Origin of the sequence: Paraburkholderia sp. RCC_158 (assembly GCF_041355255.1) — a bacterium.
Lineage (GTDB): Bacteria > Pseudomonadota > Gammaproteobacteria > Burkholderiales > Burkholderiaceae > Paraburkholderia > Paraburkholderia graminis.
The window spans coordinates 1-16,736 of record NZ_JBFUPM010000023.1 but is presented as its reverse complement, the minus strand read 5'-3'; the positions used below and the strand labels follow the sequence as shown (position 1 = coordinate 16,736).

16 protein-coding genes are annotated in these 16,736 nt (G+C 62.6%); 8 read left to right on the top strand and 8 right to left on the bottom strand.

The window, feature by feature from the left end; translation table 11 throughout:
- The first annotated feature begins 11 nt into the window (after positions 1 to 11).
- Together AB6809_RS30120 and AB6809_RS30115 are read left to right on the top strand one after the other, a co-directional pair.
- Positions 12 to 893: a metal-dependent hydrolase gene (locus AB6809_RS30120; protein WP_029968668.1), complete on the top strand. Its 882-nt coding sequence runs from the start codon at positions 12 to 14 to the stop codon at positions 891 to 893.
- Positions 890 to 1,846, top strand: a complete 957-nt coding sequence (locus AB6809_RS30115) for an alpha/beta fold hydrolase (RefSeq protein WP_029968667.1) — start codon at positions 890 to 892, stop codon at positions 1,844 to 1,846. Before AB6809_RS30120 ends, AB6809_RS30115 begins: the two co-directional genes overlap by 4 nt.
- Here AB6809_RS30115 and AB6809_RS30110 read toward each other — a convergent pair.
- Positions 1,821 to 2,375, bottom strand: a complete 555-nt coding sequence (locus tag AB6809_RS30110; protein WP_006052327.1) for a putative glycolipid-binding domain-containing protein — start codon at positions 2,373 to 2,375, stop codon at positions 1,821 to 1,823. The two genes, AB6809_RS30115 and AB6809_RS30110, sit on opposite strands and share 26 nt — an antisense overlap.
- Before the next feature lie 223 nt (positions 2,376 to 2,598).
- On the opposite strand from AB6809_RS30110, the gene AB6809_RS30105 reads away from it, so the two are divergent.
- The 3 genes from AB6809_RS30105 to AB6809_RS30095 are packed head-to-tail and all read left to right on the top strand — an operon-like array spanning position 2,599 to position 4,527.
- Entirely contained in the window at positions 2,599 to 3,468 is an 870-nt protein-coding gene (locus AB6809_RS30105; RefSeq protein WP_029968666.1) for an urea transporter, read from the top strand.
- Positions 3,469 to 3,499: 31 nt separating this feature from the next.
- On the top strand, positions 3,500 to 4,276 hold the full coding sequence (locus tag AB6809_RS30100; RefSeq protein WP_029968665.1) for a class II aldolase/adducin family protein: 777 nt from the start codon (positions 3,500 to 3,502) through the stop codon (positions 4,274 to 4,276).
- 59 nt (positions 4,277 to 4,335) lie between these two features.
- Positions 4,336 to 4,527 (top strand): 4-oxalocrotonate tautomerase, encoded by a 192-nt coding sequence (locus AB6809_RS30095; protein ID WP_006052330.1) that lies wholly within the window; start codon positions 4,336 to 4,338, stop codon positions 4,525 to 4,527.
- 110 nt (positions 4,528 to 4,637) lie between these two features.
- Here the strand turns inward: AB6809_RS30095 and AB6809_RS30090 are convergent, their stop codons facing one another.
- From AB6809_RS30090 to garD, 7 genes are all read right to left on the bottom strand, one after another.
- Positions 4,638 to 5,843 carry a porin gene (locus tag AB6809_RS30090; RefSeq protein ID WP_006052331.1) on the bottom strand — a complete coding sequence of 402 codons (1,206 nt, stop codon included), beginning with the start codon at positions 5,841 to 5,843 and terminating at the stop codon, positions 4,638 to 4,640.
- Positions 5,844 to 5,922: 79 nt separating this feature from the next.
- Positions 5,923 to 7,275, bottom strand: a complete 1,353-nt coding sequence (locus AB6809_RS30085; protein ID WP_006052332.1) for a TRAP transporter large permease — start codon at positions 7,273 to 7,275, stop codon at positions 5,923 to 5,925.
- 7 nt (positions 7,276 to 7,282) lie between these two features.
- A complete protein-coding gene (locus AB6809_RS30080; protein ID WP_051153951.1) occupies positions 7,283 to 7,801 on the bottom strand; it encodes a TRAP transporter small permease in 519 nt (172 codons plus the stop codon).
- Between the two features lie 76 nt (positions 7,802 to 7,877).
- Entirely contained in the window at positions 7,878 to 8,870 is a 993-nt protein-coding gene (locus AB6809_RS30075) for a TRAP transporter substrate-binding protein (RefSeq protein ID WP_006052334.1), read from the bottom strand.
- A gap of 671 nt (positions 8,871 to 9,541) precedes the next feature.
- Complete coding sequence (locus tag AB6809_RS30070) at positions 9,542 to 10,492, bottom strand: SMP-30/gluconolactonase/LRE family protein (RefSeq protein WP_029968663.1); 951 nt, start codon at positions 10,490 to 10,492, stop codon at positions 9,542 to 9,544.
- Positions 10,489 to 11,331, bottom strand: a complete 843-nt coding sequence (locus AB6809_RS30065; protein ID WP_310032213.1) for an NAD(P)-dependent oxidoreductase — start codon at positions 11,329 to 11,331, stop codon at positions 10,489 to 10,491. The genes AB6809_RS30070 and AB6809_RS30065 overlap by 4 nt, the downstream gene beginning before the upstream one ends.
- 120 nt (positions 11,332 to 11,451) lie before the next feature.
- A complete protein-coding gene (gene garD, locus AB6809_RS30060) occupies positions 11,452 to 13,041 on the bottom strand; it encodes a galactarate dehydratase (RefSeq protein ID WP_029968661.1) in 1,590 nt (529 codons plus the stop codon).
- Positions 13,042 to 13,258: 217 nt separating this feature from the next.
- Here garD and kdgD point away from each other — a divergent pair, with 217 nt between their 5' ends.
- The 3 genes from kdgD (at position 13,259) to AB6809_RS30045 (ending at position 16,612) form a co-directional block, all read left to right on the top strand.
- Positions 13,259 to 14,176, top strand: coding sequence for a 5-dehydro-4-deoxyglucarate dehydratase (gene kdgD / locus AB6809_RS30055; RefSeq protein WP_029968660.1), 918 nt, complete (start codon positions 13,259 to 13,261; stop codon positions 14,174 to 14,176).
- A gap of 176 nt (positions 14,177 to 14,352) precedes the next feature.
- The gene (locus tag AB6809_RS30050) at positions 14,353 to 15,702 is read left to right on the top strand and encodes an MFS transporter (RefSeq protein ID WP_006052339.1); all 1,350 of its coding nucleotides are present in this window, start codon (positions 14,353 to 14,355) and stop codon (positions 15,700 to 15,702) included.
- 166 nt (positions 15,703 to 15,868) lie between these two features.
- On the top strand, positions 15,869 to 16,612 hold the full coding sequence (locus tag AB6809_RS30045) for a FadR/GntR family transcriptional regulator (RefSeq protein WP_006052340.1): 744 nt from the start codon (positions 15,869 to 15,871) through the stop codon (positions 16,610 to 16,612).
- The last annotated feature ends 124 nt before the right edge of the window (positions 16,613 to 16,736 follow it).

Genomic DNA, 16,736 nt, shown 5'->3' with positions numbered 1-16,736 from the left:
GAGAAAAGGCCATGATGCCCGTTCGCCGCGACTTACGCTTCAATCTTCCGCCCGAGCGTGCCTGCGATTGGCATGCACAAGGCTCGCACGTCACGCACTTCTTCAACGCCCTTTCGCTGCTGTTCCCGGCTGGCGAGCGTTTTTTCATGGACAGCGTGCGCCACTATCGCGACGACATCGACGACCCCGTGTTGAAAAAGCAGGTGCTCGGCTTTATCGGCCAGGAAGCCATGCATACGCGCGAGCATGTCGAGTACAACGACCTGTTGCAACAGGCCGGCTTGCCCGCGCATAAACTCGACAAGCGACTGTGGGCGATCCTCAACTTCGGCCGCAAGGTGCTGCCGCATTCGTATCAGTTGGCCGTCACCGTTTGCCTCGAGCATTACACGGCGATGCTTGCGGGTTTGCTGCTCGAGGACGCGACGCGCATCGACGGATCGGTTCAAGGCTACGCGCAGATGTGGACGTGGCATGCGCTCGAAGAGACCGAACACAAATCCGTTTCCTACGACGTATGGAACGCAGTGCTGAAGCCCGGCCTCGGCCGCTATCTGTTGCGCACGGGCGTCATGCTCGCCACGACGATCACGTTCTGGCTGATCGTGTTCGACTACCACGTGCGTCTGATCATCGCCGATCGCAAACGCGGCGGTCATGTGAGCGGCATGTGGCGCGTGCTCAAGTATCTTTATGGGCCACGTCATGGCGTTTTTCCGCGGATTGCCGGCGAATGGCTGAGTTTTTTCCGGCCAGGTTTCCATCCGTGGGACCACGATAATCGCGCGCAGCTTGCGCGCATCGACGGCCTCGTCGCAGCAGTCGATGCCGCCAACGCAGCCGCGCCGAATACGCGCCGCTCAGCGCGTCGCGGCATGCAGGCGGCCGCGTGATACGCGACACGTTGTCGGTGGATGCCGGCGACGTGCGGCTCGCCGTCTACGTCAGCGGACCGCGAGAGGCGCCGCCCATTGTGTTCGTGCACGGCTATCCCGACTCGGCCGCGGTGTGGGAACCGGTGCGCGCGCAACTCGACGCGCGCTACCGCGTCATCAGCTACGACGTGCGCGGCGCCGGCGCGTCCGGCGCACCGGCCACGCGCGGCGGCTATCGTCTCGAACAGCTTGCTGCCGATCTCGCGGCGGTCGTCGATGCGACCTGCGGTGCGCAGCCGTTTCACCTGGTCGGTCACGACTGGGGCTCGATTCAAAGCTGGGAAGCCGTCACCAGTCCGGAATTCAAAGGACGGATTGCGTCGTATACGTCCATCTCGGGGCCGTGCCTTGATCACGCGTCGGTGGACTTGCGCGGCACGAACGCTGCTGACGAAAAACATAGGATGACAAAACAGTTTCCGCGCGGTCGCATCCGGCAAATTCTCAGGTCCTGGTACATCTTCTTCTTTCATCTGCCGTGGCTGCCGGAACTCGTATGGCGCCTTGGCGGCGCACGCATGTGGCCGCTGTGGCTGCGCATGACCGAGCGCGTGCGGGCACCGCGCGACCCCGCACAACTGCGCAACGCGATTAACGGCCTCGGTCTTTACCGCGCGAATTTCATCGACAAGCTGTTGCATCCACGCGCGCGCCACGCTCACGCGCCGGTGCAGTTCATCGTGCCGCTACGCGACCGTTATGTCGGGCCGGAATTGTCGCTCGGACAGGAAGCGTGGCTTGGTCCTTATGAGCGCATCGAGATTGACGCAGGCCATTGGGTTGTATTGCGCGAGCCGCAAGTGGTCGCCGCGCACATCGAACGCTTCGTTGCGCGGCACCTGTATCGGCCGGGCGGCTCGGGTACATCGTCGTTCAACGCGCCCTTCAACGCTCGCGCGGCAGGCGACTGAATAGCGTCGGATAGTCGATCACGAGCCCGTCGTCATCCACTTTCATATTCGCCGTGAAATCGCGGAAAATGCCTTCATAGCGATACTCGCGATTCAGCTCGATACACGAATACGCCTGCTCGACTCGCGTGACCTGAAGGTCCGGCGTCGAAATGTAGGCAACTTGCAGAGGCCGGCGCTCGCCTTGCGCGAGTTGCAACCGGCGAATCGGCAGCGTGTTGGTAAACGGCGTGGCTGCGATGTCGATGTCGATGCATCCTTCGATCGCGCTCAGCACAAGGCCGTGACCATCGCGCCAATGGCCCTCGCCGTCGCCGTGCAACTCCAGTTCTCCCGCGCCGACAATCTTCAGCCAAGCATGACGCGTGCGCCATTGCACATCGCAACGCACTGTGTAGTGCAGCCCATAGCTCTTGCCATAGCGCTGGCCGACGACAACGCTTTCGACTTCGAAGCCGTCGTCGCGCGCGTCGAAGCTCAGATGTTCGATACCGTCGCCCTCTTGCGATGCCCACCGAAGTTCACGCATTGGATCGCCTCCTCGCGATGAAAACCGCGGCACGTGCCGCGTTTCGTATCGTAGCGCGAACGTCTTACTTTCGCCGATGCGCGAATCGCCGCATGATGCGAGGTGTTGCAAATAGCGACTATCAACGCGCCGGCATGCACGCGGCGGCGGCACTGCCCTATGCTCGCGTTTCACCTGTGTCCGCGACGTCGCCGCGATTCCAACGCTCATCGATCCACAACTCATGCACGCCGCCGCGACCGAAGCACACTCCGCAGCACTACGCACGCTGCTGCGCAGTCTTGGCCAGATCGTGCTGCAAGCGAACGCTTTTACGGGCGCATGTCTGCTGGCCGGCTGGCTGCTGTGGGACCCGCGTCTCGCGTGCGCGGCGCTGACCGGCGCGGTCGCGGCCAACGTGAGCGCGGTGCTGGCCGGCTATTCCGACGACGACCTGCACGCGGGACTTTACGGCTTCAACGGCGCGTTGGCCGGACTCGCCGCGTTCAGTTTCATCGCCGACAACGCGACCGCTGCCGCCGTCGCGATTTTCGCCGCAACAGGCACGGCCTGGCTGCTCGCACCGTGGTCGCGATGGCTGTGCTCGCGCGGCCTCTGCTATTTCTCGAGCCCGTGTCTGATCGTGACCTGGCTTTGGCTGCCGATGACCGCAAGCGCGCCGTCATCGTCGACGCTCGCAACGGCGCACACGCACGCCGACCTCGCCAGCGGCCTGCTCGCCGGCCTCGCGCAAACCGCGTTTGCCGGCGGCGCAGGGGCCGGCGCGCTGGTGCTGATCGGCATCGCCGTCGCATCTCCGCGCCACGCGCTCTGCGCGCTGACGGGTGCGGCGCTCGCGAGCGCCGAACATCTGCTGCTGGGCGCGACGGCAAGCTCGTTTAACGCGGTCCTGCTAGGATTCAACGGCGCGCTCACCGCATTGGCGCTGACCGAATGCGGGCTTGTATGGATGCTCGGCGGCGTGACGCTGTCGGCGCTGCTGCAAGCGGGCGCTGCGTGCGTTGGCTTGCCCGTGCTGACCGCGCCGTTCGTCGCCGCAACGTGGGGCGTGCAATGGCTGAAGCAGCGTCGCGCGCTAATGCTCTACTCGTAGGCACTCCGTTACGCACCATCAGGAGAAACATATGTCGTTCGCTCATGTACCGAAGGGCCGCGTCGCGCAATCCGGGCCACGCTCCGAAGCGGAGCAGCAGACTCGCGTCGACCTCGCCGCCGCTTACCGGCTCGTCGCGCTCAACGGCTGGGACGATCTCATCTACACGCACATCTCTGCGAGCGTGCCGAACGAGCCGGGCCACTTCCTGATCAATCCGTTCGGCCTCGCATTCGATGAAGTGCGTGCGTCGAATCTCGTGAAGATCGACGTCGACGGCAATATCGTCGGTGCAAGCGAATACACGGTGAACGTGACGGGCTTCGCGATTCATGCGGCCGTGCATGCCGCGCGCGCCGACGCTTTCTGCGTGATGCATCTGCACAATACGGCGGGCGTGGCCGTCTCCGCGCAGCCTGCGGGACTGCTGCCCGCGTCGCAACACGCGCTGCGTTTTTATCGCCAGCTTGCGTATCACGACTATGAAGGCTTGGCATTCACACCCGCTGAGAGCGAGCGCCTCGTCGAGCATCTCGCGGACAAGCCGGCCATGCTGCTGCGCAATCACGGCACGCTGACGGTCGGCCGCACGGTCGCCGAAGCGTACGTGCTGATGGCCACGTTGCTCAAGGCTTGCGAGATCCAGTTGCAGGCGCAGGCATGCGGCGCGCCGCTCGTCGTGCCCGACGATGCAATCGCCACTCGCACGGCCGAGCAGCTCTACGATGGCGGCGCAATCGAAGGAATACTTGAATGGCCCGCGCTGCTGCGCAAGCTCGACCGGCTCGATCCGAGCTATCGTGATTAGCGCTTAACGAATACGCGGCGCAGCACGCCGATTGCTTTATCAACGGAGTCACATACATCATGCCCACGTTTCATATCGAACTGTTTGAAGGCCGCTCACTCGAGCAGAAGCGCCAATTCGTCGAAGCAATCACGAAAGCGACATGCGAGTCGCTCGGCGTCGAACCGAATTCGGTGGACATTATTCTCACCGACGTGAAGCGCGAAAATTGGGCGACGGGAGGACGCTTGTGGTCCGACAGCGAGAGTTGAATTGAACCGCTGCGCGCGCGGTGCGCGCAGCGGTTTTATTGCTCAGCGACGCATGAACAAAATGCGCCGCTGTGGCGGCGTAACAACACGCCGCCGCTACTCCAGAGCCATTAGAAGCGGTGGATGATGCCCACGCCGCCTGCAACCTGGCTGCGCGACGAAGACGGCGCGCTGTTCTGACCGTCGCCGATATCGGCCGTCGCGTTGATGATGCTCACGCCGTTGTTGCCGATCGTCTTGCCGTTCGCACGCTGATACGCTTCCACCGCATACAGACCCGTACGCTTGGAGAGGCTGTAGTACTGCGACAGGTTGAACTGGTGATAGCTGGCTGCGCTCGAAATGCCATTCGATTCCGTCGCACGCGTGTAGCTATAGCCGGCTGCCAAGTCGAGTGCACCGATCGGCTTGAAGTGCACCACTGCGCCACCCGTGTTGAACGTCGCCTGATGACGGAAACCCGAGTTCACACCCGGAATGTATTGCACGTTCGAGTACGAGAACGACACGTCCCATTGCGAGCTGAACGCGTAGCCGCCGGTAACCGCGAAGCGCTGCTGAGCCTGCGCCGTGCGGTAACCGTTCGTGATGCCCGACAGACCCGGGCCGCTCGTCGCGCCGTTATTCGACGTAGTCGACTCGGGGCCCCACAGACCACCACCAGGCGTCGAGTTGTTGATGCGCTGGAAGCCCGCTGCGATACCGAACGGACCGTTCAGGTACTGCACCGCGGCGCTCCACGTCGAGCCGGCGTTGAAGCTGCCCGGCACGCCGCCCAACGAGTACGAACCGCTTACCGTCACACCGTACATCTTCGGCGACGTGTACACGAGGGAGTTATTCGCGCGATAGATCGTATCCAGCGAATCGAGATCGCCCGGGTGTGCGCCGTAAGCGCCCGTCAGCCACGTAGTCGGGCTATACGGCGACAGCAGCGTGTAGTACGACGTGTACTGACGGCCAGCCGTCAGCGTACCGTACGTGGGGTTCGTCACGCCGATCCAGGCCTGGCGGCTGAAGCCGAGGCCGTTCACGCTCTGCGCGCCGGTTGCGCTGTTAAAGCCCTGCTCCAACTGGAAAATGGCCTTCGTGCCGCCGCCAAGATCCTCGCTACCCTTCAGGCCGAAGCGGCTACCCGCCCAGATGCCGTTGTTCATCTTCACAACCGAGCGGCCGCCCGAATTCGAGCCGAGCGCCGCCGAGCTGCTTTGGTAGCCGATCCCTGTATCGACGATACCGTACAACGTCACGCTGCTCTGAGCGTGTGCGCCAAGGGCGAACAGGCCAAGGGCGGAGGTTGCTAGTGCCTTTTTCATTTATGCTCCTCTTTAAAAAATTGTTCTTGACTACCGGTCATTGTCTGAACCGCGCAACCGGTGAATCGGGGATGTCCAGTCAGAAAACCGGGTGTCCATTAATCAGGCTCGGCAACCACGTGGAGAACATCGGGACGTACGTAACAATGTTAATGGCGCTGAAGATAGCGAGGTAATAAGGCCACGCCACCTTGGTAGTTTCCCCAATCGACACATTCCCAATCGCGCAGCCGATGAACTGCACCGAGCCGATCGGCGGATGCACGAGACCCAATGCGCAATTCAGCAGGATCATGATGCCGAACTGCACGGGGCCGACGCCGCTATGCATCGCCATCGGCAGGAACAGCGGCGTGGTGATCAGAATGTGCGCCGCCATATCGACAAACGTGCCGAGGAAGATCTGGATGATGTTGATGTACAGCAGCATCAACCAGGGAATGCTCGTTGCGCCGTCGAGCATGTGCTCGATTGCATCGGGGATCTCCAGATAAGCCATCTGGTAGCGCAGCATGTTCGATACGCCAATCAGAAGCAGCACGACGCCCGTCGTTTTCGCGGCTTTCGACAAGGCGAAAGAGAGCTTCTTCAGCGTCATCGTGCGATACACGACGACTGTCAGCACAAGCGAATAAGCGACTGCAATAGCGGCGGCTTCCGTCGCCGTAGCAATACCCTTTGCCACGCAGACCAGAATGATCGCGATGACCATCAGGCCCGGCAATGCGCCGAGGAACGTGCGCGCGACCGCGAGCCAGCCGGGGAAACGCTGCAGTCCGGTCGAACCGTCGGGACGGCGCGGATAGCCATAGCGCACCGCTTGCCAGTACGCGGCGATCAGCACGAAGCCCATCACCCACAACACCGGCAAGAGACCCGAGAACAGCAGATCGCCAATCGACACGCCGCTCATCGGCACACCGTTCAGCGTTCCGGTAATGCCCTGCGCGGCGAACGCGTAGATGATCATGTTCGTCGACGTCGGCATCAGCGCGCCCGCCAGCGACGAATGCGTCGTGACGTTGACGGCGTATGCGGCGCTATAGCCTTCGCGCTTCATCAACGGAATGATGACGCCGCCCATTGCCGATGTGTCCGCCGTGGGCGAACCCGAGACGCCGCCGAACAACGTGCACGCGACCACATTGGCCATGCCGAGGCCGCCGCGGAAATGACCGACAGTGGCTTGCGCAAAACGCAGGATGCGATCGGCAATCCCGCCGTGGAGCATCAGCTCGCCGGAGAAGATGAAGAACGGTACGGCGAGGAATGAAAACGCATTCATCCCCGAGACCATCGACTGCATGGCGGTGGCCGCGGGCAGTCCCTCGTACAGATACGTCAGCACGCACGAGAGTCCCAGCGCGAACGAAACAGGAACGCCGAGTACCAGAAAAACGATGAAACTGATAGAAAGGAGGGCAAGTTCCATGATTGTTCTATTTGTGTTTCTTTGCGAAAAGCGCGAGCAGGTTCTCGATTGAGAACGACGCGATGCAGACGCTGGCAATAACCGGGATCAGATAACGAAGCGCTTCCGGCAAACCCAGAATTGGAATGTGGTCATGCCGCGTGGTCTCTGCCATCTCCAGAGAGCCGAAGAAGATCGCCACGGCAAGCGCGATCAGGCACAAGTGCTGGAACACGTGCGCGATCAGTTGGCCTTTTACGGGCAGGCTCTTCACGAGCGAATCGAGCCCGATATGGCCGCCTTCGCGAACTTTGAGCGCGGCGCCGAACATCGCGATCACGATTACGAGCAATAGCGCGATGGGTTCGACGAAATCGGGCGCGTCGCTAAATACATAGCGCATCACGACACCATAGATCACCAGCAGACTCAGCGCGGCAAGGCTGACGGAGGCGATGACGGTTAGCGTGCGAAAGAGAAAATCGTTTGGGCGTTTCATGAATCTCTTGATCCCATTCTTGCCTGCCGACATCAGCGGCGACGGCATTCAGCATGCGGCATGCAGCGGGAAAGTCCGCAGCTTCCTGCAAGACTTTCCCGCTGCGTAAAACACCATGCGACTCTTACTTGATTGCCTGGATTTCGTCGACGAGCTGCTTCATTTGCGGGGTCTTTTCATACTTCGCCCACACCGGCTGCATCACCTTGACGAATGCCGCGCGATCGATCTGCGACGGTGCGACGATCTGCGCGCCGCCCTTCGTCACGGTCTTGCTCGCGTCGCTCTCGCGTGCGGTCCAGAGCTTCTGGTAGTACGGCACGGAATCAGCCGCGGCCTTCTTGATGATTTCCTGTTCTTGCGGCGAGAGCGTGTCCCAGATCTTCTTCGAGAAGACGAGAACTTCCGGCGTCATCGAGTGCTGCGTTTCCGAATAGACCGGCGCGACTTCGAAGTGCTTGGTCTCTTCGTACGACGGCAGATTGTTTTCCGCTGCATCGACGAGGCCCGTCTTCAGGCCCGTATAGACTTCGGCGAACGGCATCGGCGTCGGCGTGCCGCCCATTGCCCTGATTTCGTCGACCATCAGATCCGACGGTTGCACGCGCACTTTCAGGCCCTTCATGTCGGCGGGCGTGCGAATCGGCTTCTTCGTGTAGATGGAGCGCGCGCCGCTTTCGTAGAAAGTCAGCGCGATCATGCCCTTCGCTTTGAACGCGTCGAGAATCTTCTGGCCTTCCGGGCCGTACATCACCTTGCGGAAATGGTCGATGTCGCGGAACAGGAACGGCAGCGACGGGATCATCGATTCAGGAACGATCTCGTTGAATGCCGCGCCGTTCGCGCGCGCCATGTCGAGCGCGCCGATGCGCACCTGATCGATCGTATCGTTCTCCGAACCAAGTGCGCTGTTGCCGAATACCTTCACCGAGTCCTTGCCGTCGGTTGCCTTCTTGATCTGCTCGCCCATGTACTTGACGGCCATGTTGGTCGGGTACGTGTCGCCATGCACGTCCGACACGCGGAACACGCGCGCCTGCGCCGACATGGCGCCGAAGGCCAGCACGGACGCGGCGACGATCAACGAAACACGGGAAGAGGCAAACTTCTTATTCATCGTGACATTCCTCAAAATTAGACATCCAATCGATGCAAAGAGCCGCTTGCAACAGCCGCTCGCGGACAGCCGGTAGCGAACTGCCGTAACGACGGCCAGTCTCGGATGTGACATGGTTTTGCTGCGTCTCCCGGCGCGGCGCCCGCGGTCTCCTGCGGTGGCGAACGCCCTGCCGTGCTGTCCGTGCAACGTCCCCGGCACAAAGATCAGCACTCCTGTCAGACAACTCGACTTCTTTTACTTCTGCTGCGTCGGCATGCCTGGGCGTGAACCTGTGAACCATCGCGCACGCCAAAGCCGCCGCGTACCACGCAATGCGCTGCTATCTCGAAAAGTACAGAAAGCAATCTGTTTGCGCTCATACGTTGTACGACGACATACGAAGTCTATAAAACGCAGTTTGAGTTGTACAGACGGTATTTACCCGAGGAAACGGGTATCCGGTAGAGATGACCTGAATACGCTGTCAGCATGGATAAGCGCGGCAGCGGCGGGATTGGAGATCCACGCGAGCGGAGAAGGCCGGAACGCCGATTTTTCGTAAAACGACGACGCAAATCGTCGTATCGACGCCACAATGTTGTATGACGAGTGATGAATTAACGAGCGTGAAACAATAAGCGCCGGTCGCGTTGCCCGTGCCGGCGCTCTTTCCGACTGCTCTCTTTCGCTTACAGATCGCCGGCGAATTCCGGCTCGGGCAAGCCGGTGACCCCCGGACGCACCGCGAACAGATGCCCGTCGTGTTCGGTCGCGCCGGCCGCCGGGCGAATCGACGTGACGAAGAGCGTGTCGAGATCGCGGCCGCCGAACGCGCACATCGCGGGTTTGATCGCGGGCACGTTAATCTGCCGGTCGAGCTTGCCTTGCGGCGTGAAGCGCAGCAGCGCGCCCGCGTCGTTCGCGCAGATCCAGTAGCAGCCGTCGGCATCCACCGCCGCGCCGTCGGGCCGCCCCACATAGTGGTTCAGGTCCGCGAACACGCGCCGGTTGCGCGGCTCGCCGGTTTCGACGTCGTAGTCGAAAGCCCATATCTGTCTGCGCAGCGGGTGCGAGTCCGACAGATACATCGTGCTGCCATCGGGCGACCAGCCGAGGCCGTTCTGCGTGATGAGTCCGTCCACGATCGGCGCCGACAACACCCCGCCCGCGTCGAATCGGTACAGCGCGCCGGCCGGGTTGGCGGCCGCCATATCCTGCACCATCGTGCCGGCCCAGAAGCGGCCTTGCCGGTCGCAGCGGCCGTCGTTGAAACGCATGTCGCCGAACGGGAAGACCGGCGCGGCGAGCTTGCGTCCGCTGACTTTCACGGGCTCGGCTTGCGTCGCAAGAGGCGCCGAAGCGTCGCTCAGCGTGACCGCGAAAAGACCGGTCTCACAGCCCGCGAGCACGTTGCCGCGACGATCGAACGCGATGCACGCGACCTTCTCGGGCAACAGCCATTCAGACCGCTCGCCGCTTTCGAGTCGCAAGCGCACGATTTTTTGCGCCGGAATATCGACCCAGTAAAGCGCCTGTTCGGCCGCGCGCCATACCGGACTCTCGCCCACGGCAGCCGGCACCGGCCCCGCCGCTTCGACGCGTTCGACCCGTTCGACGCGAGGATTGCCCGCCGCGCTCATCGCTTCGGCTCCATCGGCCCGGCCAGCACGAATGGGCCGCCCTGAAAGCGCTGCGTGGGATCGTCCAGATCGGCAGTCGGCGCGGTGACCGGGAACAGATGCTCGAACCGAACCGAGCTGTCCTGCGGACGAAAACCGAGAAACGCCGCTTTGGTGTTATCGACCCACTTGGTGCGGTTATCCGACACGCCGTACACGATCGCGTGGCCGACGCGATTCGTGAACAGCGAACAGCGCACGAGTTCGATGAAGTCGCGATAGCTCAGATACGTGACGAGCATGCGCGGGTTCTTCGGCTGCTCGAACGACGAGCCGATCCGCAGACACACCGTCTCGAGCCCGAAGCGGTCGAAGTAATAGCGCGACAGCGATTCGCCGAAGCATTTCGTCACGCCATACAGGCTGTCGGGGCGCAACGGCGCATCCGTATCAAGCACTTCCGTCACAGGATGAAAACCGACCGCGTGATTCGAGCTTGCGTAGACGATGCGCTTCACGCCCTGCTTCTGCGCCGCCGAATACAGGTTGTAGAGACCGCGAATGTTCGCTTCGAGCAGATCCGCGAACGGCGCTTCGACGGAGATGCCGCCGAGGTGAATCACCGCGTCCACGCCTTCGAGCAGCGCGAGGACCGCGGCTTCGTCGGCGAGGTCGACGATCGACGCTTCTTCGTGCGCAGCCAGCTCGCCGAGCGGCGCGATGTCGGTCACGCGCACCACGTCGGCCCACGCGGCCAGCGCGCCGCGCAATTGCTTGCCGAGATTGCCTGCCGCGCCGGTGAGCAGCAGGCGTCGAAACGGTTTTTTCGAGGATGGGCGGTCGGAATTCGAATCAGTCATGTCTTTTTGTTTGAGCCGTCTATGAGGCGGATGAGGCGAACAAGGCAAATGAAGCTAACGAAGCAGTGAAGCCACCACGTAAAACGAGCCGCGAATTTCGCGGCTCGCCAGATGCGGCACTCAGGTCACCGGCGCCGGATTGAACAGCGCCAGCGCATTATGCAGCTTCAGCTTCTCGGCGCAGGTCTTCTTGCGCCCGCTCGCGACGTCGAGCATGAAGCGGAACAGTTCCCAGCCCACCTCTTCGATCGTCGCCGTGCCGGTTGCGATGGTGCCCGCGTTGATGTCCATCAGGTCGTGCCAGCGGCGCGCCAGATCGGAACGCGTCGCGACCTTGATGACCGGCACTTCGGCGAGACTGTACGGCGTGCCGCGGCCCGTCGTGAAGACGTGCAGATTGATGCCGGCCGCCAGTTGAAGCGTGCCGCAGATAAAGTCGCTCGCCGGCGTCGCCGCATAAATCAGCCCTTTCTGGCGCACTTTCTCGCCCGGCGACAGCACGCCCGAAATCGCCGAGTTGCCCGACTTGATGATCGAGCCCATCGCCTTTTCGACGATGTTCGACAGCCCTCCCTTCTTGTTGCCCGGCGTGGTGTTCGCGCTGCGGTCCGCGCCGCCGCGCTTCAGATAATCGTCGTACCACTGCATCTCGCGGATGATCGCCTGCGCGACGTCCGCGTTCGCCGCGCGCGCCGTCAGTTGATCGACGCCGTCGCGCACTTCGGTCACTTCGGAGAACATCACGGTCGCGCCCGCACGCACCAGCAGGTCGGTCGCGAAGCCCACGGCCGGATTCGCGGTGAGGCCGGAAAACGCGTCGCTGCCGCCGCATTGCACGCCGACCACGAGATCCGCGGCGGAACACGTCTCGCGACGCCGGTTGTTGAGCCGCTTCAGATGACCTTCGGCGGTCCTCATGATCGAGTCGATCATCGACTGGAAGCCGACGTGCGATTCGTCCTGCAACACGACGACGTCGCCGTTCTCGTCGGCGCCAAGATCGCCGATGTCCGCGATCTCGCTCGGGTTCTGCGCGGCGGCAATCGGAATCGTGCCGGGCGGCATCAGGCGCTCCGGCTGCAATTTCTCGCAACCGAGGCTCACCATCATCACCTCGCCGCCGAAGTTCGGATTCAGCGCGATGTTGCGCACCGTGCGGATCGGCACCATCGCGTCGGGCGCGTCGATCGCCACGCCGCAGCCGTAGGTGTGGCCGAGGCCGACCACGTCGTCGACATTCGGGTACTTCGGCAGCAACTCGGCCTTGATGCGCACGACCGCGTGTTCGACCACATCCGCCACGCATTGCACTGTCGTGGTGATCGCCAGAATGTTGCGCGAGCCCACCGAGCCGTCCGCGTTGCGATAGCCCTCGAAGGTGTAGCCCTCGAGCGGCGGCATCTCCGGCGCCTTGATCGTCGCAATGGGCAAGTCTTCGAGTCCCGGCGGACTCGGCATGCGGATCACGTGCTCGTTGATCCAGCTTCCCTTGGGCAGCGCCTTCAGCGCATAGCCGATCACCACGTTATAGCGGATGACCTCGTCGCCCTCGGCCAGATCGGCCAGCGCGACCTTGTGGCCCTGCGGCACGCGCTCGCGCAGCACCAGGCCGTCGGGGAATACGGCGCCCTCACCCAGTCCGCCGTCGTTCACGACGATCGCGACATTGTCATTGGGGTGAACGCGAATGTAGAGCGGTGAAAGTTCCATTGCATCGATCCTTATGGCTATTTACGCCTTCTGCGCCAGCTTATTCATACGTCATCCTACAACATGCGAATCGCGTGGGATGTTCCGTATTTACCCTAAGAGCACCATTATGCCGCGAAAACACCGTTGAGTTAGCCGAATTGTTGTTGTACGATGACGTATAAGAAATCTTCATTTCTATTGATCCAACCTACACCGACGCCTGGATACAGACATCATGACGACACCGCAGGAACTCAAGCAGATCGTTTCAGAAGGCCTCCTCTCCTTCCCGGTCACCGACTTCGACGCACAAGGCGAATTCCGCGCCGAGACTTACGCTGAGCGCCTCGAATGGCTCGCTCCGTACGGCGCTTCGGCGCTGTTCGTCGCTGGCGGCACGGGCGAGTTCTTCTCGCTGACGCACAACGACTATTCGAACGTCGTGCGCACGGCAGCCGAAGTCTGCAAGGGCAAGGTGCCGATCCTGGCCGGCGCGGGCGGCCCGACGCGCGTCGCCATCGAGTATGCGAAAGAAGCCGAACGCCACGGCGCAAACGGCATTCTGCTGATGCCGCACTACCTGACGGAAGCCTGCCAGGAAGGCATCGCCGCGCACGCCGAAGAAGTCTGCAAGTCGGTGCCGAACATGGGCGTGATCATTTACAACCGCGCCAATTCGAAGCTTAACGCCGACATGCTCGAGGGTCTCGCCGAGCGCTGCCCGAACCTGATCGGCTTCAAGGACGGCGTGGGCGAGATCGAAAACATGGTGACGATCCGCCGCCGTCTGGGCGACCGCTTCTCGTACCTCGGCGGCCTGCCGACCGCGGAAGTCTACGCCGCGGCCTACAAGGCGCTGGGCGTGCCGGTGTACTCGTCGGCGGTGTTCAACTTCATTCCGAAGACCGCGATGGACTTCTACCGCGCAATCGCCGCGGACGACCACGCGACCGTCGGCAAACTGATCGACGAATTCTTCCTGCCGTACCTGAAGATTCGCAACCGCCGCGCCGGGTACGCGGTGAGCATCGTCAAGGCGGGCGCGAAGCTCGTCGGCCACAGCGCCGGTCCGGTGCGTGCGCCGCTGACCGATCTGACCGAAGAAGAAATGGCGCAACTCGACGCGCTCATCAAGACGCTCGGCCCGCAGTAACGCAGCGCGCGTGGCCGGCGGATCGACTGCCGGCCACGCGGACAACTGCCGCAGATGAGAGCCGCATAGACGGCTGCGCAAGGAGCGCCCGGAGACGACCGCGTCGCCGGGCGTTTTTCGCACATGCGGTCGAGGCCACGAGCCCGCTCTCTTGTACAAGAATTAAGGAGATGACCATGGAAATGAGCCGCACGGCGAGTTCCGCCAACGTCGCAAAGCGCACCAAAGTCCGCTACGCGATCCTGCTTCTTATCTTTGTAATCACCACGTTCAATTACGCAGACCGCGCGACGCTGTCGGTCACCGGCTCGGCGATGCGCGCCGAATTCGGCTTCGACGCGATCCGCATGGGCTACATTTTCTCCGCGTTCAGCTGGGCTTACGTGGCCTCGCAATTGCCGGCCGGCTGGCTGCTGGACCGCTTCGGCGCACGGCGCGTGTACGCCGCGAGCATTTTCTTCTGGTCGCTCTTCACGCTGCTGCAAAGCTCGATCGGATTGCTCGGCAGCGCGGCCGCCGCGGTGACGGGTCTCTTCGTGTTGCGTTTCGCGATGGGCGCGGCGGAATCGCCGGCCTTTCCGGCCAACGCCAAAGTCGTGGCGAGCTGGTTTCCGACCAAGGAACGCGGCACCGCATCGGCGATCTTCAACTCGGCGCAATACTTCGCGGCAGTGATCTTCACGCCGCTGATGGCCTGGCTCACGCACGCGTTCGGCTGGCACATGGTGTACGTCGTGATGGGCGTGGCCGGCTTGCTGCTCGCGCTCACCTGGCTCAAGGTGATGAAGCATCCCGCCGACCATCCGGGCGTGTCGGCTTCGGAACTGGAGTACATCGAACAGGGCGGCGGCGTGATCAACGGTCACCAGAAAACCGGTCCCGCCGACGTCGAAAAGGCCGGCGGCTGGTCGCTCGTGCGCCAGTTGCTGACGAACCGGATGCTGGTCGGCGTCTATCTCGCGCAGTACTGCATCAACGTGCTGACGTACTTCTTCCTGACCTGGTTTCCGATCTACCTCGTGCAGGCGCGTCACATGACGATTCTGCAGGCGGGCCTCGTCGCGTCGTTGCCGGCGATCTGCGGATTTTCCGGCGGCGTGCTCGGCGGCATTCTGTCGGACTCGCTGATCCGGCGCGGCCATTCGCTGACCGTCGCGCGCAAGGTGCCGATTGTCGGCGGCATGCTGCTGTCGGTGTCGATCATCGGCTGCAACTACGTTTCGACCGACTGGATCGTCGTCGCCCTGATGTCGCTCGCGTTCTTCGGCAAGGGCATCGGCGCGCTCGGCTGGGCGGTGGTCGCCGATACGTCGCCGAAGGAAGCGCTCGGTTTGTCGGGCGGCATCTTCAACATGTTCGGCAACGTGGCCGGCATCGTCACGCCGATCGTGATCGGCTACCTGGTCGCGCAAAGCGGCTCGTTCAACGGCGCGCTGGTGTTCGTCGGCGCGAACGCGCTGCTGACGGTGTTCAGCTACCTCGTGATCGTGAAGGACATCAAGCGCGTGGAGCTGCGCCCGCGCTAAGCGCGGCGCGAATTGCAGCGCCCGGCTTGGGGCCGCGGCCGCGCGCTGCGGCCCGGCCCTCACCTCCCGCTCAAATTGATCCGGCCTTTCTATAATCAGTCGTCAGACGACGGTATAATGGATCGCAGAAAGTATCTGCAACTATCTGATTCAAGGGGCGTTTTCGATGGCTACACCACTGGCATCCGCGGCACCGCCACGACGCGCTCGTAATCTCGCCGAGCTCGTCGTCAATTACGTCACCGAGCAGATCGCGTCCAACGCGCTGAAACCAGGCGACAAGCTGCCGACCGAATCGCAACTCATGGTCACGCTGAGCGTGAGCCGCACGGTCATTCGCGAGGCGATTTCGCGCCTGCAGGCGGGCAAGGTCATCGAGACGCGGCACGGCATCGGCAGCTTCGTGCTCGAGCCGCAGCGCGAAAAGCTCGGTATCGACATGGTGCCGGCCACCACGCTGCGCGACGTGCTGTGCATCCTCGAATTGCGGATCAGCCTCGAAACGGAATGCGCGGGTCTCGCGGCCCAGCGTGCCAAACCGGAAGACCTCGCGCGCATGCGCGCCGCGCTCGACGCGATCGAAGCGACGCGCCATAACGGACTCGACAGCGTCGAGGCCGACCTGCAGTTTCATATTTCGGTGGCGCGCGCCACGGGCAACCGCTATTTCGTCGACATCCTCACGCAAATGGGCAGCGCGCTGATTCCGCGTAACCGTCTCGATTCCGCGGGCATTGCGCGCGCCGAGCCGGACGCGTACCTGTCGCTCGTCAACCTCGAGCACGAGAGCATTCTCGAAGCGATCAGCCGCCACGACGCCGACGGCGCGCGCGCGGCCATGCGGATGCATCTGTCGAATAGCCGCGAACGGCTGCGTCGCGCGAACGAAACGTCCGAGGCGAATAGCTGAACGCGCCGGTTTTTCAAGCGCATAGACGTACGACTACGCGCCAACGGTAAATCGGCATAGGGGACGGCCATGAGGCCGTACCCCTGCCACACCACCCGGCATGCGGGTCCGCACCGGGCGGTTC

Bases quoted from the DNA above. Each gene is read 5' to 3' on its own strand.
- AB6809_RS30075 (WP_006052334.1), bottom strand. From the start codon at position 8,870: ATGAATAAGAAGTTTGCCTCTTCCCGTGTTTCGTTGATCGTCGCCGCG.
- AB6809_RS30070 (WP_029968663.1), bottom strand. From the start codon at position 10,492: ATGAGCGCGGCGGGCAATCCTCGCGTCGAACGGGTCGAACGCGTCGAA.
- AB6809_RS30095 (WP_006052330.1), top strand. From the start codon at position 4,336: ATGCCCACGTTTCATATCGAACTGTTTGAAGGCCGCTCACTCGAGCAG.
- AB6809_RS30090 (WP_006052331.1), bottom strand. From the start codon at position 5,843: ATGAAAAAGGCACTAGCAACCTCCGCCCTTGGCCTGTTCGCCCTTGGC.
- AB6809_RS30105 (WP_029968666.1), top strand. From the start codon at position 2,599: ATGCACGCCGCCGCGACCGAAGCACACTCCGCAGCACTACGCACGCTG.
- AB6809_RS30045 (WP_006052340.1), top strand. From the start codon at position 15,869: ATGGCTACACCACTGGCATCCGCGGCACCGCCACGACGCGCTCGTAAT.
- AB6809_RS30100 (WP_029968665.1), top strand. From the start codon at position 3,500: ATGTCGTTCGCTCATGTACCGAAGGGCCGCGTCGCGCAATCCGGGCCA.
- AB6809_RS30085 (WP_006052332.1), bottom strand. From the start codon at position 7,275: ATGGAACTTGCCCTCCTTTCTATCAGTTTCATCGTTTTTCTGGTACTC.
- AB6809_RS30080 (WP_051153951.1), bottom strand. From the start codon at position 7,801: ATGCCGTCGCCGCTGATGTCGGCAGGCAAGAATGGGATCAAGAGATTC.
- kdgD (WP_029968660.1), top strand. From the start codon at position 13,259: ATGACGACACCGCAGGAACTCAAGCAGATCGTTTCAGAAGGCCTCCTC.
- AB6809_RS30120 (WP_029968668.1), top strand. From the start codon at position 12: ATGATGCCCGTTCGCCGCGACTTACGCTTCAATCTTCCGCCCGAGCGT.
- AB6809_RS30050 (WP_006052339.1), top strand. From the start codon at position 14,353: ATGGAAATGAGCCGCACGGCGAGTTCCGCCAACGTCGCAAAGCGCACC.
- AB6809_RS30110 (WP_006052327.1), bottom strand. From the start codon at position 2,375: ATGCGTGAACTTCGGTGGGCATCGCAAGAGGGCGACGGTATCGAACAT.
- garD (WP_029968661.1), bottom strand. From the start codon at position 13,041: ATGGAACTTTCACCGCTCTACATTCGCGTTCACCCCAATGACAATGTC.
- AB6809_RS30065 (WP_310032213.1), bottom strand. From the start codon at position 11,331: ATGACTGATTCGAATTCCGACCGCCCATCCTCGAAAAAACCGTTTCGA.